The organism is Kushneria halocnemicola (genome assembly GCF_965650455.1).
GTDB lineage: Bacteria > Pseudomonadota > Gammaproteobacteria > Pseudomonadales > Halomonadaceae > Kushneria.
The window spans coordinates 2,190,905-2,215,614 of record NZ_OZ287968.1; the positions used below are offsets into that span (position 1 = coordinate 2,190,905).

20 protein-coding genes are annotated in these 24,710 nt (G+C 63.1%); 12 read left to right on the plus strand and 8 right to left on the minus strand.

The annotated features are described in order from the left end of the window. Positions 1 to 159 precede the first annotated feature (159 nt). Genes ACS92L_RS09990 through ACS92L_RS10000 form a run of 3 tightly spaced genes read right to left on the minus strand, consistent with a single transcriptional unit; the run spans position 160 to position 4,751 of the window. A complete protein-coding gene (locus tag ACS92L_RS09990) occupies positions 160 to 2,088 on the minus strand; it encodes an IucA/IucC family protein (protein ID WP_438764569.1) in 1,929 nt (642 codons plus the stop codon). Further along, positions 2,088 to 2,942: a GNAT family N-acetyltransferase gene (locus ACS92L_RS09995; protein ID WP_438764570.1), complete on the minus strand. Its 855-nt coding sequence runs from the start codon at positions 2,940 to 2,942 to the stop codon at positions 2,088 to 2,090. The genes ACS92L_RS09990 and ACS92L_RS09995 overlap by 1 nt, the downstream gene beginning before the upstream one ends. Before the next feature lie 30 nt (positions 2,943 to 2,972). After that, entirely contained in the window at positions 2,973 to 4,751 is a 1,779-nt protein-coding gene (locus ACS92L_RS10000) for an IucA/IucC family protein (RefSeq protein WP_438764572.1), read from the minus strand. A gap of 232 nt (positions 4,752 to 4,983) precedes the next feature. On the opposite strand from ACS92L_RS10000, the gene ACS92L_RS10005 reads away from it, so the two are divergent. Genes ACS92L_RS10005 through ACS92L_RS10025 form a run of 5 tightly spaced genes read left to right on the plus strand, consistent with a single transcriptional unit; the run spans position 4,984 to position 10,488 of the window. Next, entirely contained in the window at positions 4,984 to 6,192 is a 1,209-nt protein-coding gene (locus ACS92L_RS10005; RefSeq protein WP_438764573.1) for an isochorismate synthase, read from the plus strand. A 2-nt stretch (positions 6,193 to 6,194) separates the two neighbouring features. Next, positions 6,195 to 7,901 (plus strand): (2,3-dihydroxybenzoyl)adenylate synthase, encoded by a 1,707-nt coding sequence (locus tag ACS92L_RS10010; RefSeq protein ID WP_438764574.1) that lies wholly within the window; start codon positions 6,195 to 6,197, stop codon positions 7,899 to 7,901. Between the two features lie 39 nt (positions 7,902 to 7,940). Next, complete coding sequence (locus tag ACS92L_RS10015; RefSeq protein WP_438764576.1) at positions 7,941 to 8,837, plus strand: isochorismatase family protein; 897 nt, start codon at positions 7,941 to 7,943, stop codon at positions 8,835 to 8,837. After that, a complete protein-coding gene (locus ACS92L_RS10020) occupies positions 8,834 to 9,703 on the plus strand; it encodes a siderophore-interacting protein (protein WP_438764577.1) in 870 nt (289 codons plus the stop codon). The genes ACS92L_RS10015 and ACS92L_RS10020 overlap by 4 nt, the downstream gene beginning before the upstream one ends. Continuing rightward, complete coding sequence (locus tag ACS92L_RS10025; RefSeq protein WP_438764578.1) at positions 9,700 to 10,488, plus strand: 2,3-dihydro-2,3-dihydroxybenzoate dehydrogenase; 789 nt, start codon at positions 9,700 to 9,702, stop codon at positions 10,486 to 10,488. The genes ACS92L_RS10020 and ACS92L_RS10025 overlap by 4 nt, the downstream gene beginning before the upstream one ends. A gap of 106 nt (positions 10,489 to 10,594) precedes the next feature. Here the strand turns inward: ACS92L_RS10025 and ACS92L_RS10030 are convergent, their stop codons facing one another. Together ACS92L_RS10030 and ACS92L_RS10035 are read right to left on the minus strand one after the other, a co-directional pair. Then, complete coding sequence (locus ACS92L_RS10030) at positions 10,595 to 12,868, minus strand: TonB-dependent siderophore receptor (protein ID WP_438764580.1); 2,274 nt, start codon at positions 12,866 to 12,868, stop codon at positions 10,595 to 10,597. Positions 12,869 to 13,243: 375 nt separating this feature from the next. Then, positions 13,244 to 13,375: an entericidin A/B family lipoprotein gene (locus ACS92L_RS10035; RefSeq protein ID WP_438764582.1), complete on the minus strand. Its 132-nt coding sequence runs from the start codon at positions 13,373 to 13,375 to the stop codon at positions 13,244 to 13,246. Between the two features lie 170 nt (positions 13,376 to 13,545). Here ACS92L_RS10035 and ACS92L_RS10040 point away from each other — a divergent pair, with 170 nt between their 5' ends. Further along, positions 13,546 to 13,965, plus strand: coding sequence for an HIT domain-containing protein (locus ACS92L_RS10040; protein WP_438764584.1), 420 nt, complete (start codon positions 13,546 to 13,548; stop codon positions 13,963 to 13,965). A gap of 39 nt (positions 13,966 to 14,004) precedes the next feature. Here ACS92L_RS10040 and ACS92L_RS10045 read toward each other — a convergent pair whose 3' ends face one another. Next, positions 14,005 to 14,427, minus strand: a complete 423-nt coding sequence (locus ACS92L_RS10045) for a hypothetical protein (protein ID WP_438764585.1) — start codon at positions 14,425 to 14,427, stop codon at positions 14,005 to 14,007. After that, positions 14,424 to 14,981, minus strand: a complete 558-nt coding sequence (locus ACS92L_RS10050) for a hypothetical protein (protein ID WP_438764588.1) — start codon at positions 14,979 to 14,981, stop codon at positions 14,424 to 14,426. Before ACS92L_RS10050 ends, ACS92L_RS10045 begins: the two co-directional genes overlap by 4 nt. Positions 14,982 to 15,284: 303 nt before the next feature. On the opposite strand from ACS92L_RS10050, the gene betT reads away from it, so the two are divergent. Next, positions 15,285 to 17,303 (plus strand): choline BCCT transporter BetT, encoded by a 2,019-nt coding sequence (gene betT / locus ACS92L_RS10055; RefSeq protein ID WP_438764589.1) that lies wholly within the window; start codon positions 15,285 to 15,287, stop codon positions 17,301 to 17,303. Positions 17,304 to 17,433: 130 nt separating this feature from the next. Continuing rightward, the gene (locus tag ACS92L_RS10060; RefSeq protein ID WP_438764590.1) at positions 17,434 to 18,567 is read left to right on the plus strand and encodes a glycerate kinase; all 1,134 of its coding nucleotides are present in this window, start codon (positions 17,434 to 17,436) and stop codon (positions 18,565 to 18,567) included. Between the two features lie 20 nt (positions 18,568 to 18,587). On the opposite strand, the gene rmuC is transcribed toward ACS92L_RS10060, so the two are convergent. Next, positions 18,588 to 20,057 (minus strand): DNA recombination protein RmuC, encoded by a 1,470-nt coding sequence (gene rmuC, locus ACS92L_RS10065; protein WP_438764592.1) that lies wholly within the window; start codon positions 20,055 to 20,057, stop codon positions 18,588 to 18,590. 215 nt (positions 20,058 to 20,272) lie between these two features. Between rmuC and ACS92L_RS10070 the strand changes: the two genes are divergently transcribed. The 4 genes from ACS92L_RS10070 (at position 20,273) to ACS92L_RS10085 (ending at position 24,697) form a co-directional block, all read left to right on the plus strand. Beyond that, positions 20,273 to 21,268 (plus strand): aldo/keto reductase, encoded by a 996-nt coding sequence (locus ACS92L_RS10070; RefSeq protein WP_438764594.1) that lies wholly within the window; start codon positions 20,273 to 20,275, stop codon positions 21,266 to 21,268. A gap of 376 nt (positions 21,269 to 21,644) precedes the next feature. Next, positions 21,645 to 22,208 carry a type 1 glutamine amidotransferase domain-containing protein gene (locus ACS92L_RS10075; RefSeq protein ID WP_438764596.1) on the plus strand — a complete coding sequence of 188 codons (564 nt, stop codon included), beginning with the start codon at positions 21,645 to 21,647 and terminating at the stop codon, positions 22,206 to 22,208. A 51-nt stretch (positions 22,209 to 22,259) separates the two neighbouring features. Beyond that, positions 22,260 to 22,820 (plus strand): type 1 glutamine amidotransferase domain-containing protein, encoded by a 561-nt coding sequence (locus ACS92L_RS10080; RefSeq protein ID WP_438764598.1) that lies wholly within the window; start codon positions 22,260 to 22,262, stop codon positions 22,818 to 22,820. A 215-nt stretch (positions 22,821 to 23,035) separates the two neighbouring features. Then, a complete protein-coding gene (locus tag ACS92L_RS10085) occupies positions 23,036 to 24,697 on the plus strand; it encodes a Na+/H+ antiporter (RefSeq protein ID WP_438764600.1) in 1,662 nt (553 codons plus the stop codon). Positions 24,698 to 24,710: the final 13 nt, after the last annotated feature.

The following is a 24,710-nucleotide window of genomic DNA, read 5'->3' on the forward strand; positions in this document are numbered from 1 at the left end:
GCAATATCTCGGATAGCTGGGTTCTGTCTGAAAAGTCGACGAGCGACGTCCAGACAAGGCAAAAATTGGCGAAAGAGCGGAGTTTACGCGGTGTAAATGAGCATCTTGAGTCAATTTTTAACGCCGTATGGTCGAGCGCAGGCACTTTTGAGACGAAGCCTACGCTCCCTGACGGGCCAGCGCCGCCTCGCCGTGGCGGCGCAGCGAATCCTCATCACTCAGGCAGTAATAGAGCGGGTTATCGATCAAATGATCCATGTCCGGCAGCATGCGCGCCGCCGAGTGGTCATTGGCATGCAGAAACTTTGAGCGGTTAAGCCCCAGGCGCAGGATACGCGGCTTGAACAGACTAAACATGTCAAAGCGGGCCTGCAGTGTTTCGTGACGCGCCATGTAGTCTCTCAACGCCGCGGCGCAGAGCTGATAAAAGCGCGTCTCGCTCACACCCGCCTGCTCGGCCAGAGGCGCGACAAAGCGCAAAAGCGTTACGAAATGGCCGGTCTGCAGGTCGTGAATCAGCTTTTCCGGCCCCAGGCGCACGGTGACATCAACCAGCTCACGCGGCAGGTCATGCGCCTCGGGAAGGTCTTCGTCGACCAGGCGCAGATCGCCCTGAAAGTCCTTGAGCGCCAGACGGTGCGGCACGCCATCGCGCAAAATCAGGGTCAGGTTCTGCCCGTGGGCGATGATAATGACCCCGAACCGGCAGATCAGATGATACATCGGGATCAGCGTGGCCTCGAACATGGCGGAAAGCCACTGCTCGGCATCGATGCCGGAGGCCTCGATGTAGGCGGCAAGCCAGGCCCGACCGTGGCCGTCGCACTGCATCAGCTCCGACATCAAAAGGGCGTGCTCATTGTCGCCCACCCGCGGGGCCAGCCCTTCACGCCAGATCACGCCGCACAGCTCGCGAAAGCGATACGGCGCGTCATCCAGCCGGCCGTACTGGTGGTGCTCGACCACGGCAGACGCCGGCTCGGCCAGCACCTCGAGCCCGGCGCGCGCGAGCTCGTCATCATCGCCGGCGCGCGCCTGCAGCCAGTGGGAAGCGGCCGGGCCTGCCAGCATGTACTGCCCCGGGATGCCGCGATAGCTTGAGGTGTTCATGATGGTGATCGGCAGCTTGAGATCAAAGCGCCCCGGCCGGCTGGCGTTGGTCAGCGTGCGCAGCGACTGCTGGGCCACGAAGTGATCGCCGAAGGCGCCCAGCCAGGCCATGTCGCCGCGGCCTATATCGCCCACGTGCAGCATGGAAAGCATGCGCGCCCACTGCCAGGGGTGGACCGGCATCAGCGCATAGGCCTCGGCCCGCTCGCCCAGCACCGCACACTTGCCATCACGCGCCGCCAGCAGGGCACGCTTGTCCTCCTCTTCCAGCACACTATCGAGCAGCGTGGCCTCATCGATGGCCATGCGGCTGCTCTTGAGCCGCTCGCGGCGCACCATCAGCCATTCGACCTGAAACGGACGGGCATACTCCGGGGCGTAGCGCATAAGCGACTCAACGCCCCAGCCGCGCCGTCCCTTGTTGAACAAAAATTTCGGATGCCCGTCCAGCACGGCCTGACGCTGAGGCTCGGCAAGGCCGATCGCTTCATCGGCGCCCAGGCGCTGATGGACCTCGATGAGATAGCAGTCACCGCGCAGGGTGTTGAAAAGATCCTCGAGATGCTCGGCGAGCTGCGCGTCGTTCATGCCCATGCCGGGGGCAAGTGCCAGCAGAAACTCGGCCGCCTCCGGCGTCTCGCCCGCGCCTGTCGGGCCGGCAAGGCTTTCGGCATCGATCAGCAGCTGGCCCCACAGATTGGTCCGGGCCCGGAAGTGCCAGCGCCCGCAGGCGTGACTCCCCGTCGAGGTGCTGCGCTCATCCGGGGCGAGTGCATCGATATCGAGCCGCCAGCCCTTGTTATCGCTCTCGGTTTTTCCATCGGCCTCGGGCAACAGCACCTGTTCATAGGCCAGCTCGCTGATCATCCTGGCGATCAGCGCCCGGTTGGCACGCGCCCAGTGGCGACGAATGGCCTCGTCAGGGTCGATGGCGGCAAGCTGTGGCGGCAGTATCGACTTACCGGTGTCCGGCAGCATCACATCACCTGTCCAAAGAAGTGGTGGCGCGTGCCCATGACCAGCATGGCGCGCTTGTCGGGCAGATCGAATTCGCGCTGGCTGAAAAGCCCCAGCCGCTCGAGATGGCGAAAGATGCGCTCGTTGCCGGCATCGGGTTCCAGCACGACGCGCTCGGTGCGCGGTTCGCTCAGATACGCGTAGTGCTGCAGCGCGGTCAGCCAGCCATCCACGAAGTGCGCGCCGCGAAATGCCTCTTCGCCGACCAGCACATGCAGGCCGCGATCAAAGGCCTGCCAGTCGTAGTACTCGCCCAGCACGTCTTCGGGGGCCCAATAGAGCTCGAAGTAACCAAACGCCTCGCCGTCCAGCTCGGCAATCAATGACAGGCGGTGAGGCTCGGCCAGCCGCTGGTCCAGCCAGTCGCTGAATTCATCACGCGGCTTGTCCTGCTGCCAGAAGCGCGCCACACGTTCCTGCTGCATCCACTGGTGCACGCGCTCAAGATCGCGCTCGTGTTCGCAGGCCCGCAGAGTGAGACGGCTTTCCAGCCGCGGATCGAGGCGTTCATAGACCACGCCCCGGGGCGCTGGCGGACGCTTTGGCAGGCCGCGCTCGATGTCAAAGGGCTGGGCGGCGTAGTCGGACACAAGCCACTGCCACGGCCGCTGATAGAAGCTCTCGCGCAGTACCCTTGGGGCGCCCAGCGCCTGGCACAGCGGGTACCAGTGCGGGTCGGCGCGCCAGGCGTCGTCAAGTATCAGCAGGCGACATTCGGGGTGGGTCGCGAAATGGTGATCGATGGCTTCCAGAAGTGTTCGCGCCGGTGAAGACATCAGCGTTTCGCTGGCCGACAGATCGTCATGGCTGGACATGGTGATTTCTCGCGGTGTCAGGATCATGGTTCAGGGCGTGGGTGTCTCGATTAGCAGCGGGTTGGGCATGTCCAGATAGATCGTTGCCGGATCATCCAGAGTCGATTCGTTGATGCCGGCCAGATAGCAAAAGAAGTTGCCCTTGACCTCAAGCGTTGTCGACGTCAGCAGGTGATCGAGCAGCGTGGTGTCGCCGTCACGGCACTGCTCGCGCAGCGTCTCCAGATGCGCTCGCAGATGCGCCACCAGTTCGTGTTCATCGATACATCGCGCCTCGCTCAGCGCCGCCGTCACCGAAAGGGTCGAATTGACAAGGACATAGTAGGGGAAATAGCGCTTGAGCCTCTCAACCGTGATGCGATGGTCCCGACTGACGATCTCTTTCGGATGGCGGGCCAGAAAATGGTCCGTGACGCCGCTGCCCTGGCAGTCGCGATAGTCCACCCCCACGGGCCGTTCGCCCTCAAGACGCACCACGATGTTTTGCTGATGGGCCAGCAGCACAATGCCCTCCTCGACCACCAGCCGAATCAGCGGTGAGAGTACCCGTTCGCAGAAGGCGTCAAACCACACAAGCGCCGCCTCGCGCTCGCTGATCCCGTCAAGCGCGGCCAGACGCCGAATGCCGTTGGCCAGCAGCGTCTGCCCGGCCTCCCCCAGCGGCTGGGTCAGCGTGGCGAGTACCACGCTGGCGGCATCCGGGCCTGCAATATGGTTTTCGCGCAACAGCGCCAGGCTCGCCTCGTCGATATTACCGTCATCGGTTTTCCAGCCCAGCCAGGCCGGCTCCTGCATCAGGTGAAAGTGCTCACGGATGGCCGGGCTTACCTTCGGCCACCAGCGGTCCAGACGCAGCCCGCGCATCACCTCATCACCGTGCAGTACCCGCAGCGAGTTGGTCAGCCGCGCCGACAGCGAGCCCTTGACCATCCAGTCGGTCTGCGCGCAGTAAAGCGAGCGATGTGAAGAGGTCGGGTACCAGCGCCGGGCAACGCCGTGATCGTCACTCTCTTCGCCCAGCACGATCAGTTCCTCATTTGCGATCATGGCGGCGATATCCTCGCGCTTTTGCAGAAAGCGCGCCTGCCAGGGGTGCATGGGCAGCGCACTAAACCCTGCCGGCAGCCGCGCAGCCAGCGTCTCGGGCAGCAGGTCATGCATCAGCGCCGCCGCGGCGCGCTCGCGGCTGGAATCCCCCACCGCCCGCGTCGGCGACACGCCCCACCAGACAAGCCCGAAGCTCGCCCGGTGCTCCGGGGTATAGTCCCGCGCCTGTTCGGCATCAAAAGGGGCCTGCGACTTGGGCGCCGGGTGAAAGTCGTGCCCGACCAGCAGGCCCTGCTCGGCGTCGAGAAAGCCGACCGGGCCTTCGATGAGATGGTCCAGATCATCGCGCCCGGCAAGGGCCGCTGCAATGGTGTTACGACTGCCCATCACGCTGTTGAAAAACGTCTCGCGCCGCGCCTCATCAAGCGTGCCGACCAGCGGATGCTCGCAAAGCCAGGGGCTTGCCAGCAGCGCGTCAACGCCGTGTTCAAAAGAGATCGCTTCAATCGTGTGCGGCGTGGCCCGCATCATGGGCAGCTCGATTCGACAGCGCCCCGACAGGCTTCGATGTGTCAGGCGAAGGCGCAGGCAGACGTCACGCTCGCGCGTCAGCGGCATGACGGCAATGTCGTCATCGCCCTGGCGTTCCAGCCACCAGTGCGAGGTTTCGCGCAGCAGCGCGTTGAAAAGGCTAGTCGCCGCCAGTCGATCGGCCCATTGGGTGCTGGCGTCGGGCACCGGCTGGCGAGGAAAGTCCTGCATCGAGCACTCCTGTCATGGATGACGTTGGCCGGCATGTTTCGGCGTGGAGGCAAGCATAGTCGATCACGCAGGCGCCTGCGCCGGGGTCAAAACGCCGGTGGAGGGCATCATCCTGCCAGTACAAATGATTTTGATAATGTTTCTCATTTGGGCTAGAGTGACGCTTTGTTACCGCACCGGCTCAAGCCTTTCGGTGCCCGTCCACTGACAACGCGACTTGTCAGGAGTCAACGTGAATCAGCCACTGCCTTCCCGGTTATCCCCTGCCCTGGCCCCCTGGGGGCTGCTTGAAGGACTCAAACCGGGCGACGCCTTTTTCTCTTCACCGGCGATAACCCTGCTCGGGCGAGGCCTTGCCCATCAGTCCCGGACCCCGGATGCCCGGGCGCAGACGCTGGATGACGCTGCCCGCGCGCTGTTTGATACGGCCCGGCAACACGGGCATGCCGATCCTGTCATCATGGGGTTGATCCCGTTTGATCACGCTGACAGTGCCCGCCTTTTCGTCTTTGAAGAGCTGCTGCGCGCCGCACCCGACACGTCCGGGCAGCGTCCAACCGGCGCCCCGCTGGAGACCCGGGCCCATTCGATCACGCCGGAGCCCTCGCCCGAACACTACTGTCACGCCGTGGACCACGCCCTGACGCTTTTCGACACCACCGCGCTCGACAAGGTGGTGCTGGCCCGGTCGCTGCGCGTGCAGACGCAGGCCCCGGTGGATGCCCGCGCCCTTTTAAAGCGCCTTTTGAGCATCAATCCGCAGGGCTATAATTTCGCCCTGCCCACCGGCGAGAATGAAAGTCTTGTCGGCGCCAGCCCCGAGCTTTTGATTCGCCGCGAAGGCAATCGCGTCATTGCCAATCCGCTGGCCGGCTCCATTCCCCGCCACGATGACGCCGCCGAAGATCAGCGTCGCGCCGACGGGCTTCGCGTCTCCGACAAGGACCTTCGCGAACATGCGCTGGTGGTGGAGGCCATCGTTGCTGCCCTGCGCCCGCTGTGCCAAACGCTGGACATCCCGGAAGGCCCGGAGGTGATCGCCACCGATCGCATGTGGCATCTGTCCACCACGCTTGAAGGGGAGCTTGCCGACCCGGGTCTGACCTCGCTGGGCGTGGCGGCCGCGCTGCACCCCACGCCCGCCGTATGCGGCGCGCCCTGGCAGGATGCCCATCAGGCGATCAAATCACTGGAAGGTTTCGAGCGCGGCTATTTCACCGGGCTGGTCGGCTGGTGTGATGAAACCGGCGACGGCGAGTGGGCCATTGCCATCCGCTGCGCCGAACTCGCCCCCCACCACGTGCGCGTGTTTGCCGGCGCCGGGGTCGTGCCGGGCTCGAACCCGCAAAGCGAGCTGGAAGAAACGGCGGCCAAGATGCGGACCATGCTCGATGCCATGGGCCTTGATTACGAAGACACTGCCACGAACACGACTGCCTGATCATGACTGACCCGATAACAGCGCCCATCCGGCGCGCCACGCTTGACGAGATCATCACCCGCTGCCCGGACTACCCGGTCGAACGCCAGCGTCTGTATCGCGACCACGGCTGCTGGATCGATGAAACCTTCGGCGCCATGCTGCGCCGTCTGGCCTTCGAGCACGGCTCGCGTGAAGCGCTGGCCGATGGGGAGCTGCGCCTGAGCTACGCCGAGCTGGATCAACGCGTGGACAGCCTCGCCCGTGGCCTTGTGCGCTCGGGCATCGAGCGCGGCGACCGGGTGGTCATTCAGCTGCCCAACCGCCACGAGTTCGTGGTGGCCTGCTTCGCCCTCTTTCGCCTCGGTGCGCTGCCGGTATTTGCCCTGCCGGCGCATCGTCGCTTTGAGGTCGAGCACTTCTGTCGCGCCGCCACGGCACGCGCGCTGATCATCTGCGACCGTGACGGCGGCTTTGATTATCGCGCCATGGCCCGTGAGGTCCGCGAGACGGTGCCGACGCTTGAGCAGGTCATCGTCTGTGGCGAGGCCGAGGAATTTACCGCCTTTGACAGCCTTTATGAGCATGAAGGCGAGCCGGTCGAGGATGTCCCGAGTGCCCACGATCTGGCCTTTTTCCAGCTCTCCGGCGGCACCACCGGCGTGCCCAAGCTGATCCCGCGGCGTCATGACGACTATCACTACAGCCTGCGCGAGAGCAATCGCGCCTGCGGCGTTACGCCTGAAGCGGTCTATCTGGTGGCGCTGCCGATCGCGCACAATTTTCCCATGAGCTCGCCGGGCTTTCTGGGCGTGCTGCTTGGCGGCGGTCGGCTGGTGATTGCACCGCGCCCCAGTCCGGACGAGTGCTTTGCCCTGATCGAGCGCGAGCGCGTCACCATGACCTCGCTGGTGCCGCCGCTGGCGATGCTCTGGCTCGACAGCGCCGCCCACACCAGAGCGGATCTATCGAGTCTCGACATTTTTCAGGTGGGCGGGGCCAAGCTGGTCAGCGAGGCGGCCCGCCGCGTGGCGCCCGCGCTGGGCTGTCGACTGCAGCAGGTCTTTGGCATGGCCGAGGGGCTGGTCAACTACACCGGCCTTGATGACCCGATCGAGCTGATCAACACCACTCAGGGCCAGCCGATGTCACCGTTTGATGAGGTGCTGGTGGTCGATGACGACGATCAGCCGGTGCCACCGGGCGGCGTGGGTCACCTGATTACGCGCGGGCCCTATACCATTCCCGGTTATTTTGTCGCGCCGACCGGTGATGATGAGCCGGAAGACGCCCATAACCAGCGCGCCTTCACCCGAGAGGGCTTTTATCGCACCGGCGATCGCGTCCAGATGACACCGGATGGCTATCTGATTGTCGAAGGCCGTGACAAGGACCAGATCAACCGCGGCGGCGAGAAGGTGGCGGCCGAGGAGGTCGAAAACCAGCTGCTCGCCCATGACAACGTTCATGATGTGGCGGTTGTTGCCATGCCGGACCCCTATCTGGGCGAGCGGGTCTGCGCTTTTGTGGTAGCGCGCGGTGAGACACCCAAACCGATGGTGCTGGCACGCTTTCTGCGCGACCGAGGCCTTGCCAACTACAAGGTGCCCGAGCGATTCGAGTTTCTTGAGGCCTTCCCTCAGACCGGGGTGGGCAAGATCAGCAAGAAGGCGCTGCGCCAGACGCTCAAGGCGCACTGGTTTGCAGCCGATGCACCCGCTGGCGAGTGACGCCTGCCCGCGGCGCTGAACGATTACAGGAGAGGTATCATGGCCATTCCCGCCATCGCGAGCTACTTACTGCCCACCGCGGCCGAGCTGCCCGACAATCGGGTCAGCTGGCAGGTCGACCCGGCACGCGCGGTACTACTGATCCACGACATGCAGCGCTATTTCCTGGCGAAATATGACGTGAGCGCCGCCCCCATCCCGGAGGTAATCCGTCATCTGGCCGCGCTGATCAAGGCCGCCCGCGCGGCGGGCGTGCCGGTGGTGTATACCGCGCAGCCGACCGATCAGCCCGATGATGATCGCGCCCTGCTCAACGACTTCTGGGGACCGGGCCTGCCGGCCCACCCGGAGCAGTATCCGGTCGTCGACGAGCTGGCCCCGCAGGACGGCGATGTGGTGTTGACCAAGTGGCGCTACAGCGCCTTTCAGCGCAGCGACCTGCGCGAGCGCATGCGTGGCTGGGGTCGCGACCAGCTCATTATCGGCGGGGTGTATGCCCACATCGGCTGCATGGCCACGGCGCTGGAAGGCTTCATGCAGGACGTGCAGTGCTTCATGCTCACCGACGGCGTGGCGGATTTCTCGCGCGCCCGTCACGACATGGCCCTTGAGTACGTCGCCGGACGCTGCGGCGTGGTGGCCACCAGCGCGCACGCCCTTGAGGCGCTCGAGTCCGCACAAAACGATCAGCACAGCGCTGGCGCCATGACGCAGGCCGCGCTGACCCAGCGGGTGGCCACGCTGGCCGGCGTCAGTGCCGAAGAGATTCCGGCCGATGACAACCTGCTTTTCTACGGGCTGGATTCGATGCGCATGATGACGTTTGTCGAGGAGCTGCGCCGGGAAGGCTTTGATGTCAGCTTCATGGATCTGGTCGAAGCACCGACCATTATCGACTGGGTCGCACTGCTCAACCGTCAGGGAGTCAGCGCATGAGTGTCGCCGAAATGATCACCGGCCAGGCAGCTCAGACTGCCCCGCCCCCGAAGGGCAAGAAACGCCCGCCGATGCTTCTGGAAGTGGTGCGCCGCGAGGTCATCACCGAGCACATGATCCGTATCGTGCTCGGCGGCGAGGCGCTGGAAGGCTTTCCCGTCCATCGCGGCGGCGGTCACATCAAGGTCTTTCTGCCGCTGGAACATCAAAACGCGCCGGTGTTGCCGCAGCTGACCGAGGCCGGCGTGGTCTGGCCCGCTGCGGAAGAGAAGCCGATTACCCGCACCTACAGCGTGCGCCATTTCGACGTCGAGCGTCGCGAGCTGAGCGTGGATTTTGTCGCCCACGGCGATGAAGGCCCGGCCTCGCGCTGGGCACTGGCCGCAAAACCCGGTGACATGATCGGCATCAGTGGCCCCGGCGGCCCCGACCCGCTGCTGCCGCCGGCCGACTGGTCGCTGATTGCCGGGGACATGACCGCCCTGCCCGCCATCGGCGCGCTGCTGGAAGCCATGAGCGATGAGGCCCGCGGCGTGGTACTGATCGAGGTGGATCACGAGAGTGAGCGTCAGACGCTGCGCCACCCGTCGGGCATCGAGGTGCACTGGCTCTATCGCGGCGACATCCCGTCGTGTCTGTCCACGCTGCAGATCGATGCGGTGCGCGCCATGGACTTTCCCGAGGCCGGCAGCGTCTCGGCCTGGGTCGGCGGGGAGAACTCGGCGGTGCTCTCCCTGCGCGAGCATCTGATGGGCGTTCGCGGCCTGAGCAAGCGCCAGCTCTACGCGGTGCCCTATTGGCGCCACTGCTGGAACGAGGAGCGCTATCACCAGGAGCGTCATCGCATCATGGATGAACTCAAATGAGCGGCGAGTTCGAAGGCGAACGAATCGTCATCACCGGGGCGGCCCGCGGGATCGGCGCCACGCTGGCGCGCGACCTTCTCGAGGAAGGCGCCAGCGTGGCCCTGCTCGACAGCCTGACCGACGCGCTGTCGAGTACAGCGGCGCAGCTGAGCCACGAGTTCGGTGCCGGGCGGGTCAGCGCCCATGCAGTGGATGTCGGTGACTCGAGCGCCGTGGATGCCGCCATCGCCGATATCGAGACTCAAGCCCCCATCACGCGCCTGGCCCATGTGGCGGGCGTCCTGCAGATGGGGCGTATTACGGAGCTGACCGACGCGCAGTGGCTGCACGCCTTTAACGTCAACACCACCGGCGTGTTCAACGTCACCCGCGCCGTGGCACGACGGATGGCCGAGCGTGACAACGGTGCCATCGTGGTGGTGGGCTCCAACGCCGCGGATACCCCGCGTCAGGCGATGGGCGCCTACTGCGCCTCCAAGGCCGCCACCCATCAGCTGGTGCGCTGTCTGGGGCTGGAAATGGCCGAGCACGGGGTGCGCTGCAACATCGTTTCCCCCGGGTCCACCGACACCGACATGCAGCGCGGCATGTGGTCGGATGACAGCGGGCGCGACAACGTGATCCGCGGCTCGCTGGAGGGCTGGAAGCTGGGCATTCCGCTTAAGCGCATTGCCGAACCCGAAGACGTCAGCGAGGCGATCCGCTTTCTGCTCAGTGATCGGGCGCGCCACATCACCCTGCACGACATGCGCATCGACGGCGGCGCCACCCTGGGCATTCGCTGAAGCGTTGAAGTCTTTCGATGAGCATTAAAAAACCCGGCCAGGCGCCGGGTTTTTTAATGCAGTCCACGTCAGGAAAGCGGCGCCGACAGAGCCGGCGCCGGATTGATCAGAAGTCATAGCGCAGTGAGGCCACAACGCTTGCCGGCGCGCCATACATGTTGAAGGTGTTCAGCCCGCCCACACGCTCGTAGTACTTCCTGTCGAGAATGTTGTTGAAGTTGAGCTGGCCCGACAGACTCTGGGTGAAGTCATAGCCGACCATGGCATCCACCACCGCGTAGCCCGGTGCGTCCACACCCTGCGTTGAGCTGAAGCCATCCATCGCCGTGACGCCGCCGCCGATGCGAAAGCCGTCCAGCGCCCCGCCTTCAAAGCCGTACTGGGTCCAGAGGTTGACCATGTTGCGCGGCATCAGCAGAAACAGACCGTCATTTTGCGGCGTCGAGTCGCGCTTGATCTCGGTGTCCATGTAGGTGTAGCCGGCAATGATGTCCCACTGATCGGTAATGCTGCCGGTCAGCTCGGCCTCGGCGCCCTGAATGCGGGTCTTGCCCAGCGCCACGACATCGGCGGTATCGCCGCTGGCGCTGTTGGCGCCGCGATTTTTGTCATACATCCGAAAGGCGGTCAGGCGCGCATTGAGATCGCCGTTGAAGTAGCTGCCCTTGACGCCCACTTCGTACTGCTCGCCCTTGCGCGGCTTGAGCAGCTCGTTGTCGGCATTGGTAGCGCTTTGCGGATTGAAGACCTGCGAATAGCTGGCATAGAGCGAATGGTTGGCATCCAGGTCGTAGACCAGCCCGCCGTAGGGCGTGAAACGCGAGCTGTCGCTGCGCGAGTCAGAGGTGCTGGCATCGAGTTCATCGACGCTGGCGCGCTGGCGATAGTTGCTGACCCGGCCACCGGCGATCAGCGCCAGATCCTGGATCGGACGGAACGTCAGCTTGGAGTAGAGCCCGTACTCTTCAAGCGTGGTGCGCTCGTCGTTGTAGTTGTTGGTCCCCGGTGCGCCGGCACGGGCATCGCTCAACACATCGGTATAAGGCACGCTGCCAGGTGAAAAATCACTGACATTAACGCCCTGAAAGCCGGGCAGAGCGCCGTAGCGGCCCTGCTCCTGCTCGGACTCGTAGCGCTTGTAGTCGGTGCCCACGACAAATTCACTGGTATTGCCCAGCGCCTCGAAGGGCTGGCTGTAGCTGGCATCCAGCGCCACCGACTGCTCATCGGCCTTGCCGCCCAGTCCCATCAGCGTGGCGTTGCCGTTGTCGTCCACCCCGGCCGCCGGGCCGCCGGCGCCGAAGGCGTAGTTGTAGTCGGCGTTGCGATTGGAGTAGCGGCCGGCCAGGCGACCATAGCCACCGTTGTCAAAGCGGTGCGTCAGCTCGGCAATCCAGTCGTTGGACTGGCTGGTAAAGCTGTTCCAGTCGGCCCCGAAAAGCTTCGAGCGACGGTATTCGCGCAGGCTGCCATCCTGATTGGCGGGCAGGCCGTTGTTGACGGTGATGTCCTTGCTCTGACGCAAAAACGCCAGCCCCAGGGTAGTGTCCTCGTCCAGGTCAAAATCCAGCGCGCCGTAGAAGTTGTTGCGCTCGTTGTCGTTGTGATCGACAAAGCCGTCGGTGTCGCTATTGTCGATCACCAGACGGCCGCGCACGCTGCCATCGGCGTTGATCGGCCCGGAAAGATCGGTTTCCAGATAGCGCTGATCCCAGCTGCCATAGCGCCCGGTAACGTGGCCCTGAAAGTCGTAGGTCGGGCGCTTGCGCACCAGATTGACGATACCGCCCAGCTCGCTGGTGCTGTTGAAAAGCCCGGAAGGCCCGCGCATGATTTCGACCCGGTCAAAGGGCGACAGCGACGGCACCGACCCGGTAATGCTCGACATCGGCGAGGGCAGGCCATCGATATTGTATTCGTCGTACTCAAAGCCGCGGGAATAGATCGACGAGCGGCCGTCGTCGTTGGAGAGCACGCGAACGCCCGGCGTGCGTTTGGCCATCTGGTCAAGGGTGTCGAAGTTCTGGTCCTCGATCGCCTCGCGGGTCACCACGCTGATCGACTGCGGAATGTCACGCAGCGCGGCCGGCGTTTTGGTGCCGACAGTGGCAGCATCCACGCCGTAGCCGCCGGTCTGCTCGGAGGGGAGCATGTCGTAAAGCCGATTGCCTTCCACGGTAATGGTATCAAGGCGCGAGTCGTCGCCGCCGGAAGCCGTGGCAGTGGTCGTGGTGACCGTCGTGGTCTGGGCCGCATCACCGCCCTGCTGCTCGGCGGCCCAGACGCCGCCTGCCACCGGCAGCAATACCGCCCCGGCCAGCAGCGAGGTCAAATAACGTACTTCCCCTGCGCCGGGACAGAATTTCCCCGTTCGACTCATGACTGTTCCCCTGACTGTTATGGATCACTACCGCGTTTTTGATTGGCGCTGAAGGCCGCGCTCAGGCACGTGACGGCATAAACCGAGCGACGTCACAGTAAGTTTAATGATAAGGATTATCAAGTGTATATTCATATCATTTGAACTTGAGCGAATAATCGTTGTCACTGCGCGCGCAGTGTCCACTTGAAAAGGCATGAGAGAGGGTGCAGACATCGAAACGAAAGCCGCCCGGTCGACAGCAGGGCGCTGGCAACAAGGACCGGTCAACAGTGTGCCGGTAGAACGCTGGACAAGAAAACAGGAGAGACACAAGGGGGGGAAGCAGGGAAGCGACGGGCAGGCGGCATGGCGCCCCTGCCCGGAAAGACACTATCAGTCAGCCGCGTCCTGGATGGACTCACCGCCGGCCGAGATGTCTTCACCTGCGCCACCTACCGTGTTGCAGGCAGACAGTGCCGCAGCGGAAAAGAGGGCAATCAGCATCATGCTCATCCATTTTTTCATGTAACAACTCCTTGTTGATGGGAATACAGGGCATGCGATGGTTTGACCTACGGGTTATGACATCGCACCTGGAGTCTGGCATTTTTTGAACCGGTTTGCATTTCCCCGGGCCATCGCCTCCAATGCAACGCTTGATACCGCCTCTCGCCCCCTGTCCATGGAGCTTTGCCATGACCTTTGCGCTGCATGAAAGACTGGCCGCCGACACCATCGCCGTTGCCACACTCGAGCTTTGCGAGCTGCGACTGATGAACGATGCCCGCTTTGTGTGGGCACTTTTGATCCCGCAGCGGGACAACGTTCGCGAAAGTTTTGAGCTGCCCAATCACGAGCGCGCGCGGCTATGGCAGGAGGTCGATCTGTTAAGCGAATTCATGCAGCGCCATACCGGGGCCGAGAAGATGAATATCGGCGCGCTGGGCAACATGGTGCCCCAGCTGCATGTGCATGTGATCGCGCGCTCAAGAGAGGATGCGACCTGGCCGGGACCGGTCTGGGGTGCAGGTCAGGCGCAGCCGCTGGAGAAAGATGCTCGACAGGCACGCCTGACGCTGCTGCAGCGCTTTGTAGACGAGATCAAGGGCACCTGAATCACAGCACGTGAAGCCGGGCCGCCTAAACACAACCGCTCAGGGCGTCACGACAGCGGGGCGTGACAGTGGCCCTTCCCCGAGGCGCTCGGCAATGGAAGTGGCCAGCCGATCAAAGTCCGCCACGCCCAGTGCCGCTCTGCCGCGCCAGCCCCGAAGCTGCAGTTCACTGCCGCGCGAGGCGTTGACCACATGCGCCTCGACCCGCCACTCCGGACGTGCGGCGTAGCTCGCGCGGATATCGCCCAGGGCGTGATCACCATAGACAATCACGAAGCCGCGCTCGGCAAGCGATGCCATGGTGGCCTGCATGACCCGGTCGGACGAGGCATTGAAATGCTCAATGCGCTCGGGCGGAGGCAGCGAGGCCGTGGTGGCACAGCCGGTCACGAGCCCCAGCAGCACTGCCAGCACAAGGCCACGCACCGCTTGATGCGCGGTGTGAGGGTGTCCCGGTCTCATAGCGAGGCTCCCGAGCGCACAAGCGCCTGTTCAATGGCGGCATGGGTCTGCCGGCAAAAGGGTTCCGGCGACGCCGGCCGGGCATCCATGACAAAACCATCCGGTGACACGATCATGACGCTTCGCACGGCCAGATAGCGCTGATCATCATCGGCACTGACCGATACCCGCTCAAGACTGTAGGGGTCGGATCGAAAGACACCGAAGGGGTCGCCGAAGCCGCTGCCCACCATGACCCCGCCACGATGCCCGCCAAACCATCCCATGCTGCTGCGCCATTGGCGCGTGGCCCCAAGCCCGGGCTGGCGCCGGAGACGCTCGGCGCTGACCAGCCCCAGCTCGACATCACTGGCACGAATCTCGTAGCCCTGCCCTTCCAGCGCGCTGGCAATGGCACGAATCTGTGCCAGTCGCGTGCCCTCATGAGCGGCGTAACAGGCCTCCGGCTGAGGTTGATCACTGATGCCCAGCGGCTGTGTCGAAGGCAGCGCACTACAGCCTGTCAGCACAAGACCCGGCAGAACCATTTTCACGAGCAATCGAATGGATGACATGGCACGCATCCCCGGTGAAATATCCCTGACACCCGCGGGTGGTCCCATGGGAAAAGGCGCCCAACCGCTGCCCTTGTTCCTTAGACAGTAGAGCGAATATGAAAGGCCCGCAATGTCTGCGTGACGCGGGTCTACAGGGCAGGCGAGGAAGGCATGCAGGGCGCGCCCACCCGTGACCACCGCCGGATACCCGATAGCCATCAACCCTGTGCCACAGCGGTCGCCGAATGCCGACGAAGCCTGGCCGTCACGAAATTATAAGTTATTATTATTGGTCCAACTATAAAACAGGGACAAAAGCTTATGGCTGATGACGCCAATCCACCGACAGTTGCCAAACTGAACCCACCGGTTTTCTATACCTCTGCGGGCATCATTGTTGCCTTTATTCTGTTTGCCGTCGTGGCACCCGAGCTTGCCGGTCAGGCCTTTGGTCAGGCCCAGGGCTGGGTTATCGACACCTTTGGCTGGTTTTATCTGCTCGCCATGGGGGTCTATCTCATCTTCGCGCTTTATCTGGCCATGTCCCGACACGGCCGGATTCGACTGGGGCCGGATCACAGTGAACCCGAGTACAGCTACCGCTCGTGGTTTGCGATGCTTTTTGCCGCCGGCATGGGCATCGGGATCATGTATTACGGGGTCGCCGAGCCTGTCACACACTACATGAGCCCGCCAAATGGCGAGGGCAGCAACCCGGCGGCGGCCAAGGAGGCCATGGAGATCACCTTCTTTCACTGGGGGCTCCACCCCTGGGGGGTGTATGCCGTGGTAGCGCTGGCGCTGGCCTATTTCAGCTTTCGCCATGGCCTGCCGCTGCGCCTGAGTTCGGCGCTCTATCCTCTGATCGGCAAGCGTATTCACGGCCCGATCGGCTACGCCGTCGATATCTTCGCCGTCTTTGGCACCATGTTTGGTCTGGCCACCTCGCTGGGGCTGGGCGTCATGCAGATCAGCTCGGGGCTCAATTTCCTGTTTGGCTTTCCCGACACGCTGGTCAGCCAGATCATCCTGATTGCCGCCATTACGGCCGCGGCGACCTGCTCGGTATCGCTGGGCCTTGATGGCGGGGTCAAGCGGCTGTCGGAAATGAATCTGTGGCTGGTGTTTGCCCTTTTGCTGTTTGTGATCGTGATGGGCCCCACGCTTTTCAGCTTCCAGTCGCTGGCCCAGAACGTGGGTTCCTATTTCTCCGGCGTTGTGGATCGCACCTTCAATATCTATGCCTATCTTGGCAATGAAGACACCAACGACTGGCTGGGCAACTGGACGCTGTTCTACTGGGGCTGGTGGATCGCCTGGTCGCCCTTTGTCGGCATGTTCGTGGCACGTGTCTCGCGCGGGCGCCGCATTCGCGAATTCGTGATGGGCGTTTTGTTTGTGCCGGCCGGTTTCAACTTCATCTGGATGACCTTTTTCGGCGACGGCGCCATCCACATGATCGCCACCGAGGGGCTGAGCCAGCTGTCGGACGCCGTCGAAGAGAGCAGCTCGATTGCCCTGTTCGAATTTTTGAACCTGCTGCCGCTGTCGGTGGTGACCTCCACTATCGCCGTGCTGCTTGTGGCGACTTTCTTTGTGACCTCGGCAGACTCGGGCTCGCTGGTGATGGACCTTTTGACCTCAAAGGACGGTGACGAATCCCCCGTTCTACAGCGCATCTTCTGGGCGGTCAGCGCTGGCGTGTCGGCCGTCGCACTTTTGATGGCCGGCGGTCTCGAGGCCCTTCAGGCCGCCTCGCTGCTCGCGGCGCTGCCCTTTTCGATCATTTTGATGGTCATCTGCTACGGACTGCTCAAGGCGCTCAGGGTCGAGGCGCTCAAACAGGACAGCCTGCAGCATCTGATGAACACCCCCGGCAATGTCTCACGCGTGGCCGCCGGCAATACGCCCGGCAGGACCGACTACTGGCAGACGCGCCTGCAGACGCTGGTGACCTCACCGCGTCGCCAGCAGGTCTCGACGTTTCTGCACGACACCGTCGAAGTGGCGATGAAGGAGGTCGGCGAAGAGTTCAAAAAACAGTCGCTTGATATCAGAATCACCGATGAAGACGACCGCTGCTATCTCCATGTCGATCACGGCGAGGAAAACGACTTCGTTTATGGCGTGCGCATTCGCCGCTACGCCGCGCCCTCCTTTGCCATGAGCGGCATGCGCAGCAAGGGCAGCTCGAAGGACAACAACGACTACCGCGCCGAGGTCTTTTTGCGCGAAGGCGGACAAAAATACAACATCATGGGCTACTCGAAGCAGCAGGTGATTGGTGACATTCTCGACCAGTACGAGAAGCATCTGCATTTCCTGCACATCATGCGCTGATCGCGATCACCGCATGTCAGGCCCGCACGCCAGTGCGGGCCTTTTTTATGCCGGCACACCGGGCGCCATTGGCCGCCGTGATGCCTGCCGGGCTATGCTCAGGGTTCAAAGCCCCTGCCGGAGAGTCTGCATGCACATCCTGATCGCCCCCGACAGTTTCAAGGACGCCCTGGCCGCCACAGACGCCGCCAACGCCATTGCCGAGGGCGTGCGTCAGGCCGCGCCCGATGCCGAGCGGACCCTGTGCCCTTTGGGCGATGGCGGCGAAGGCACGCTGGAAGCACTGCTGGTCGCCAGCAACGCCGAGGCGCGAAGCCTTGAGGTTCATGACGCCCTGAACCGGCCGCGCACGGCGCAGTGGGGCTGGATTGCCGACCGGCGCACCGCCATTGTCGAGCTCGCCGAGGCCAGCGGACTGCAGCACCTGACCACCGAGGAGCGTGACGCCCTGCACACCACCACCCGTGGCGTGGGCGAGCTGATTCATGCCGCGCTTGAGGAAGGCGCCGAGCATCTGATCCTGACGCTGGGCGGCAGCGCCACCAACGATGGCGGCACCGGCATGATGAGCGCACTCGGCGTGCGCTTTCTGGACAAGAGTGACCGGGTACTTGCCCCCGGCGGCGCGGCGCTGGCCGACCTTGCGCGTATCGATTGTTCCGGCATCGATTCGCGTCTTGAAGGGCTGACGGTCGAGGCCGCCGTGGATGTGAACAATCCGCTGTGCGGCGACCAGGGGGCCAGCGCGATTTTCGGCCCGCAAAAGGGGGCCACCAAAGCGCAGGTCAACCAGCTTGATCAAGCACTGGCACGGCTTGCCGAGGTCACCGCCAACGCCACCGGCCAGGATCATCGCGACAGCGCCGGGGCCGGGGCCGCCGGCGGCATGGGCTTTGCGGCACTGGCCTTTTTAAGCGCCACCCTGCGCCCGGGCATTGAACTTGTGATGGAGCAGGTGGGCTTTGACCAGGCGCTTGAGCGTGCTGATCTGGTGATTACCGGCGAAGGTCGACTCGACGGTCAGAGCCTCTCCGGCAAGACGCCCATTGGCGTCTCACGCGCCGCGCATCGTCAGGGGGTGCCGTGTGTGGTACTGGCCGGCAAGCTGGACAGCGGCTGGGAGAAGGCCCTCGAGGAAGGCGTAACCGCCGCGTTCGCCCTCGCCGATGGCCCGATGGCACTGGAAGAAGCCCTTGAGCGGACGCCGGAACTCTTGAGCGCGCGCAGCGCCTCGATCGTCAGGCTGTTCCGTCACGGGCGCTGAGCACGCGCTCTTTGGCCGGTTCACTCCTCGTCAAAGCGCAGCGTTCCGGGTGTGTCGGTTGATGCCGCAAACGGCGCATCCTGCCCGCCTTGCTGCTGCGCTTCCTGCGCCTCTCGCCCGCTCTGGGCGCTTTCCCTGACGCTTTCCGGCCAGGTCTTGCGGTTGCGCACCCCCAGCGCGTTGAGCCGCCCGGCCTGGGCGATCAGGCTGCCCTGCCCGTCACGCAGACGGTTCATCGCCTGGCGGTGGCTGTTGGTGGCGCGCTCAAGCTGGGTGCCCACCTCCTCCATGCTGGTGACAAAGCCGTGGCACTTGTCCAGCAGCTTCTCGGCGCGTGCCACGATTTCCCGGGCGCTGTCGTTCTGGCGCTCCAGCCGCCAGAGACCGGCCACCGTGCGCAGGCTGGCCAGCAGCGTGGAGGGCGTGACCAGCACGACGTGGCGGTCAAAGGCCTCATGGAAGAGGCGGTCATCGTGTTCGAACACGGCAGCAAAGGCGGGCTCGATGGGCATGAACAAAAACACCATGTCCGGGGCGTTGAGACCGGGCAGGCGCGCATAGCCCTTGTCGGAGAGCGTCTCGATGTGACTGCGCACCGAGCGCAGATGCCGGCGCATGGCCTGCTCGCGGGCCGCGTCGCTGTCGGCGGCCACCACCTCACCCCAGGCGGTGAGCGACACCTTGGCATCGATGATCAAATGGCGCGATTCGGGCAGATAAATCACGGCGTCCGGGCGTGACCGCCCCTGGTCGTGGGTCAGGACCACCTCGCGTTCGTACTCGATGCCCTGTCTAAGCCCGGAACGCTCCAGCACCCGCTCGAGAATCAGCTCGCCCCAGTTGCCCTGCGATTTGCTGTCGCCCTTGAGCGCCCGGGTCAGGTTGCTGGCGTCCTCGCTCATTTGCCGGTTGAGCCCGGCGAGATAATCCAGCTGGGTGGTGAGCTGGGTACGACTGTGCTGCTGCTCGCCGTGCAGGGTTTCAAGACGGGCGCGAAACTGCTCGATCTGTTCGCGCACCGGCATCATCAAAGCGCTGACGCTCTCCTGGCTATGGCGGGAGAACTGCTGCTGGCGTTCATCAAAGATGCGACCGGCCAGACGTTCGAACTCATGGGTCAGCTCCTGGCGTGCGCTGCCCAGAAGGCTCAGGCGCTCCTCGAAGTGGGCCGTGTCGCGCTGCTTTTCGGTCTCCAGGCGCGCGTAACGCTCGCGGTAATCCAGCAGCGAATCGCTGACCTCCGCCAGGCGCTGCTCGCGCTGCGACAGCTGCGCTCGAAGCTCCTGGGTGTGGGTCTGCTCGCGCTCAAGCAGCGCGTCACGCTCGGCCAGCATGCGCTCGGTGTCACCCACCTGCTCGCGCAGGCGCTCCAGGTCTTCTTCAAGCGTGGCGATCAGCGCGTTTCGACCGTGGCCACGCCACCACAGGGCGATGGCCGCAGCGCCGGCCAGGGTCATCACCACCAACGAAATCAGCAGGGCACTATTCATGACAGGGGCGCTTCCGAACGGGACAGGGCAGACAAAACGATGGGTCAGCTTAACCGAGCCCCGACACTGCTGCATCCGTGGCAGCGCGACTGGATTAGCAGGTACTGCATGCACGATGGCAGGGGGGCGTCTACGCTTGAGTGACGATTTTCATAGCGGCCTAATCATGATGTCGCACGGTTTCAGATATTCGAGCCTCAAGGAGGTAGCTTTCGATGGAAACGATCCAACTCCCCAACAGTGATCTCAAGCCCTCGCGCATTGCGCTGGGCACCTGGGCCATCGGTGGCTGGAAGTGGGGCGGTACCGACGAAAAGCAGTCGATTGCGACCGTCCAGAGCGCCATCGATCGCGGCATTACCTGCATCGACACCGCCGCCGTTTACGGCTTTGGCGAGTCCGAGCGCCTGGTCGGCAAGGCGTTGAAGGAAGGCGGCATTCGTGACAAGGCGGTGCTGGCCACCAAGTGCGGCCTGAACTGGAACGATGACGGCCCGTACCGTGATGCCAGCCGCGGGCGCATCGAGCAGGAGATCAACGACAGTCTCAAGCGGCTGCAGACCGACTACATCGATCTGTATCAGCTGCACTGGCCGGACCCGACCGTTGACGTCGAGGAAGCCGCCACGGTGCTCAAGGAATTAAGGCAAAGCGGCAAGATTCGGGCCGTGGGTGTATCGAACTTCTCGATCGAGCAGATGCGCGCGTTCGAAGAGATCTGCCCGCTGTCCACCATGCAGCCGCCCTATAACCTGTTCGAACGCGACATCGAAAACGACATCCTGCCGGCCATTCGTGAGGACGGTGTGGGCACCCTGACGTACGGCGCGCTGTGCCGCGGCCTGCTCTCCGGCAAGATGGATCGCAACACCACCTTCGGCGGTGACGACCTGCGCAACAGCGACCCCAAGTTTCAGTCGCCGCGCTTTGAGCAGTACATCAGCGCCGTCGAAAAGCTCGACGCCTACGCCCGCGAGCACTACGACAAGCGCGTGCTGCATCTGGCCCTGCGCTGGCTGCTCGACCAGCCGGGCGTCTCGGTGGCCCTGTGGGGCGCCCGCCGCCCGGACCAGCTCGACCCCGCCAATGAAGTGATGGGCTGGTCGCTCAACGATCAGGCCATGCACGACATCGATGCCATCCTCACGGAATGCATCACCGACCCGGTCGGGCCGGAGTTCATGGCGCCGCCGACGAGGAACGAGGCGTAAGGCGACATGACGGTGTTGCTGGAAAGGATGGCGCTGCCGACGAAAAGCGAGGCGTAAGGCGACATGACGGCGTTGCTGAAAAGGATGGCGCCGCCGACGAAAAACGAGGCGTAAGGCGACATGACGGTGTTGCTGAAAAGGATGGCGCCGCCGACGAAAAGCGAGGCACAAGGCGACATGACGGTGTCGCTGGAAAGGATGGCGTCGCCGACGAGGAACGAGGCGCCACATGCTCGGTCTGCCACGTACCTTGATCCATGACAGTAAATGCGTCATCGCCGCGTCATGGCAGTGAACTACCCTTGAAATGCACTCCTTTCGGCCATAGGTCGAAGGGAGGCACACATCGAAACCACCAAAGGATTGGGGGAGCAACATGAGTCAGGATTTAATGGGCGTTCGCGTCGCGATCATGGCCACCGACGGCTTTGAAGAGTCCGAGCTTGCCGTACCGCAGACCATGCTGGCCGCTGAAGGCATCGAAGTTCATATCGTCGCACCCGAACGCGGCACCATTCGCGCATGGGCCGAAACCCAGTGGGGCGAAGACTATCCCGTCGACAAAAGCCTTGATGAAGTCAGCTCGCATGATTATCAGGCGCTGGTACTGCCGGGCGGCGTGCTCAACCCCGACAACCTGCGTACCAATGAAAAGGCGCTGACCTTCGCGCGCGGCTTTTTCGAGGAAGGCAAGCCGGTCGGTGCCATCTGCCACGCGGCATGGACCCTGATCAATGCCGGCGTCGTCGACGGTCGCCGCATGACCTCGGTGCCCGCGCTGCGCAAGGATCTGGAAAACGCCGGTGCAAAATGGGAAGACAGCGAAGTCGTCTGCGACAGCGCCTTTGTCACCAGCCGTTTGCCGAAGGATCTGGACGCCTTCTGCAGCAAGCTGATCGAAGAGATTCATGAAGGGCGTCATAAAAAGCAGCACGCGTAAGGCGTTCTCCCCGACCCATTATTCAATGTCAAAGACAAGGAGTGTTCCGACATGAGCGAACTTAAAGGTACAAAGGTCGCCATTCTGGCCACCGACGGTTTTGAAGAATCCGAGCTTTCCTCGCCCAAAAAGGCGCTGGAAGCACAAAGCATCGAAGTGCACGTGGTGTCGCTCAAAAAGCATGGCATCAAGGCCTGGGCGGAAACCGACTGGGGTGATGAGTATCCGGTCGACAAGGTTCTTGAGGAAGTCAGCGCCGATGACTACGACGCGCTGATGCTGCCGGGCGGTCATTTCAATCCGGACACGCTGCGTACCGATGAAAAGGCGCTAAGCTTTGTGCGCGATTTCTTCAAGGCCGGCAAGCCGGTCGGCGCCATCTGCCACGCGCCCTGGATTCTGATCAACGCCGAAGTGGTCGACGGTCGTCGCCTGACGTCGGTACCCACCATCGCCCAGGATCTGAAAAACGCAGGCGCCCAGTGGGAAGACAGCGAAGTCGTCTGTGACAGCGCGCTGGTCACCAGCCGCACGCCGAAGGATCTCCACGCTTTCAACAACAAGCTGATTGAAGAGATCAAGGAAGGGCGTCACAAAAAGCAGCACGCCTGATCCTGCAACATCACGTGCCAAGTGCACGGGCTGTGAGCATCCGCCGGCACCTCAAACGAGGTGCCGGTTTTTGTTCGCCCCCATGGTGAACCCCTTGTATCGATTCAGACCGTGATCACACCGGGTACCATAACGTTTGATCATGTCGGTACGGATGCAACCATTTCTCTCGGCCCCCATCAAAAAAACAGGAACAACGTGACAGGACGTCATTGATGCATATCGTGTTATTGGCCTTATCACTGATTCTGGTCGCTGCCGGCAGCGGCATACTGGCACGGTTCATGCCGCGTATTCCCCTGCCCATTTTACAGATCGTGATCGGCGCCCTGCTTGCCTGGTTGAATACGCCTCTGGATATCAACCTGGAACCCGAAACCTTCATGCTGCTGTTTGTGCCGCCGCTTTTGTTTGCCGATGCCTGGCAGTTCCCCCAGCGCGAGCTGACCTCGCTGCGCCATCCCATCATTGCTCTGGCCGTGGGGCTGGTGCTCTTTACCGTGGTCGGGGCGGGCTTTTTGATCCACTGGCTGTTGCCCAACCTGCCGCTGGCGGTGTGCTTTGCCCTGGCCGCCATCCTGTCGCCGACCGATGCCGTGGCAGTGTCGGCCATCTCCGGCAAGCTGGGTGTCCCGCCACGGCTGATGCACATTCTCGAGGGCGAGTCGCTGATGAACGATGCATCAGCGCTGGTCTCGCTCAAGTTTGCCGTGGCCGCGGCCATGACGGGCGCCTTCTCGTTTGGCCAGGTCAGCCTGCAGTTTGCCCTGATCACCTTTATCGGCATCTCGGTCGGCATCGGGCTTGCGTTTGTCTTCTCGACCATTCGACGCAAACTGATCGACCGGCGCGGCACCGAGTCCTCGACCGAAATTTTGCTGGTCATGCTGATGATTCCCTTTGCCGCCTACCTGATTGCCGAGCACCTGGAAGGCTCGGGAATTCTGGCCGCCGTCTCGGCCGGCGTTACCATCAATCGCACCGAGCTCAAGCGCTACGCCCAGACCCGCACCCGCATGCAGATGAACCATTTCTGGGAAATTCTGACCTTTTTGCTCAATGCGATGGTCTTTTTGCTGCTGGGGCTGCAGCTGCCGGACATCATCGGCGGGGCCATTCAGGTTTCGCTCAATGATGTGCGCAGCTTCACGCTGGCAGAGCTTGCCTTTTATGTGGTCGTGATTTCGCTGGCACTGATGCTGCTGCGTCTTTTCTGGATCATGGGCGCGATCTATCTGTCCCGATTCTCGTCACGCCGGCGCCGCTCGGCGCACGTACCGATGTCCAGTGGCGTCATGGCAGTGGGCACGATAGCCGGCATCCGCGGCACCATCACGCTTGCCGCGGCGCTGTCGCTACCGCTGACCCTGCCCGGCGGCGAGCCCTTTCCGGGTCGGGAGCTTGTAATCTTTCTGGCCACCGGCGTGATTCTCTTTACGCTACTGGTGGGCAGCATTGCTCTGCCCCTGCTTTTACGACGCATGGACAAGCCCGACGACAGCTGGCGCGATGAAGAGGCCCGTTCGGCGCGCCACGCTGCGGCCCTGTCAGCCATCGAGGCCATCGAGGGCTGGTATCACGACGCGCAGGAGCACCACGACTCGGAGCTTGAACGCTCGGTACTGACCGAGTCGAGCGCGCGCATGATCAGCTACTACCGCAACCTGATGACCATCAACGACAAGCGCTCAAGCTCAGAGCGTCACGAGCATGATCAGCATTTCTCCCGCGAGATGCGCCTGACGGCCATACGCGCCGAGCGACGCGAATACTATCGCCTGCGCTCGATTCACCAGATCGATGACGACACGCTGCGCCGGCTGGTGCGCGAACTGGATCTGGTCGAGATGGCGCTGACCTCACGAACGAAACGCTGAGCGAGTCGACAGC

What these genes read in the sequence shown, in the direction of transcription:
- ACS92L_RS10070 (WP_438764594.1), top strand. Translation starts at nt 20,273, where the DNA reads ATGGAAACGATCCAACTCCCCAACAGTGATCTCAAGCCCTCGCGCATT.
- ACS92L_RS10035 (WP_438764582.1), bottom strand. Translation starts at nt 13,375, where the DNA reads ATGAAAAAATGGATGAGCATGATGCTGATTGCCCTCTTTTCCGCTGCG.
- ACS92L_RS10050 (WP_438764588.1), bottom strand. Translation starts at nt 14,981, where the DNA reads ATGTCATCCATTCGATTGCTCGTGAAAATGGTTCTGCCGGGTCTTGTG.
- ACS92L_RS10040 (WP_438764584.1), top strand. Translation starts at nt 13,546, where the DNA reads ATGACCTTTGCGCTGCATGAAAGACTGGCCGCCGACACCATCGCCGTT.
- ACS92L_RS09990 (WP_438764569.1), bottom strand. Translation starts at nt 2,088, where the DNA reads ATGCTGCCGGACACCGGTAAGTCGATACTGCCGCCACAGCTTGCCGCC.
- ACS92L_RS10045 (WP_438764585.1), bottom strand. Translation starts at nt 14,427, where the DNA reads ATGAGACCGGGACACCCTCACACCGCGCATCAAGCGGTGCGTGGCCTT.
- betT (WP_438764589.1), top strand. Translation starts at nt 15,285, where the DNA reads ATGGCTGATGACGCCAATCCACCGACAGTTGCCAAACTGAACCCACCG.
- ACS92L_RS10010 (WP_438764574.1), top strand. Translation starts at nt 6,195, where the DNA reads ATGACTGACCCGATAACAGCGCCCATCCGGCGCGCCACGCTTGACGAG.
- ACS92L_RS10020 (WP_438764577.1), top strand. Translation starts at nt 8,834, where the DNA reads ATGAGTGTCGCCGAAATGATCACCGGCCAGGCAGCTCAGACTGCCCCG.
- ACS92L_RS10085 (WP_438764600.1), top strand. Translation starts at nt 23,036, where the DNA reads ATGCATATCGTGTTATTGGCCTTATCACTGATTCTGGTCGCTGCCGGC.
- ACS92L_RS10000 (WP_438764572.1), bottom strand. Translation starts at nt 4,751, where the DNA reads ATGCAGGACTTTCCTCGCCAGCCGGTGCCCGACGCCAGCACCCAATGG.
- ACS92L_RS10015 (WP_438764576.1), top strand. Translation starts at nt 7,941, where the DNA reads ATGGCCATTCCCGCCATCGCGAGCTACTTACTGCCCACCGCGGCCGAG.
- ACS92L_RS10025 (WP_438764578.1), top strand. Translation starts at nt 9,700, where the DNA reads ATGAGCGGCGAGTTCGAAGGCGAACGAATCGTCATCACCGGGGCGGCC.
- ACS92L_RS09995 (WP_438764570.1), bottom strand. Translation starts at nt 2,942, where the DNA reads ATGTCCAGCCATGACGATCTGTCGGCCAGCGAAACGCTGATGTCTTCA.
- ACS92L_RS10080 (WP_438764598.1), top strand. Translation starts at nt 22,260, where the DNA reads ATGAGCGAACTTAAAGGTACAAAGGTCGCCATTCTGGCCACCGACGGT.
- ACS92L_RS10075 (WP_438764596.1), top strand. Translation starts at nt 21,645, where the DNA reads ATGAGTCAGGATTTAATGGGCGTTCGCGTCGCGATCATGGCCACCGAC.
- ACS92L_RS10060 (WP_438764590.1), top strand. Translation starts at nt 17,434, where the DNA reads ATGCACATCCTGATCGCCCCCGACAGTTTCAAGGACGCCCTGGCCGCC.
- ACS92L_RS10030 (WP_438764580.1), bottom strand. Translation starts at nt 12,868, where the DNA reads ATGAGTCGAACGGGGAAATTCTGTCCCGGCGCAGGGGAAGTACGTTAT.
- rmuC (WP_438764592.1), bottom strand. Translation starts at nt 20,057, where the DNA reads ATGAATAGTGCCCTGCTGATTTCGTTGGTGGTGATGACCCTGGCCGGC.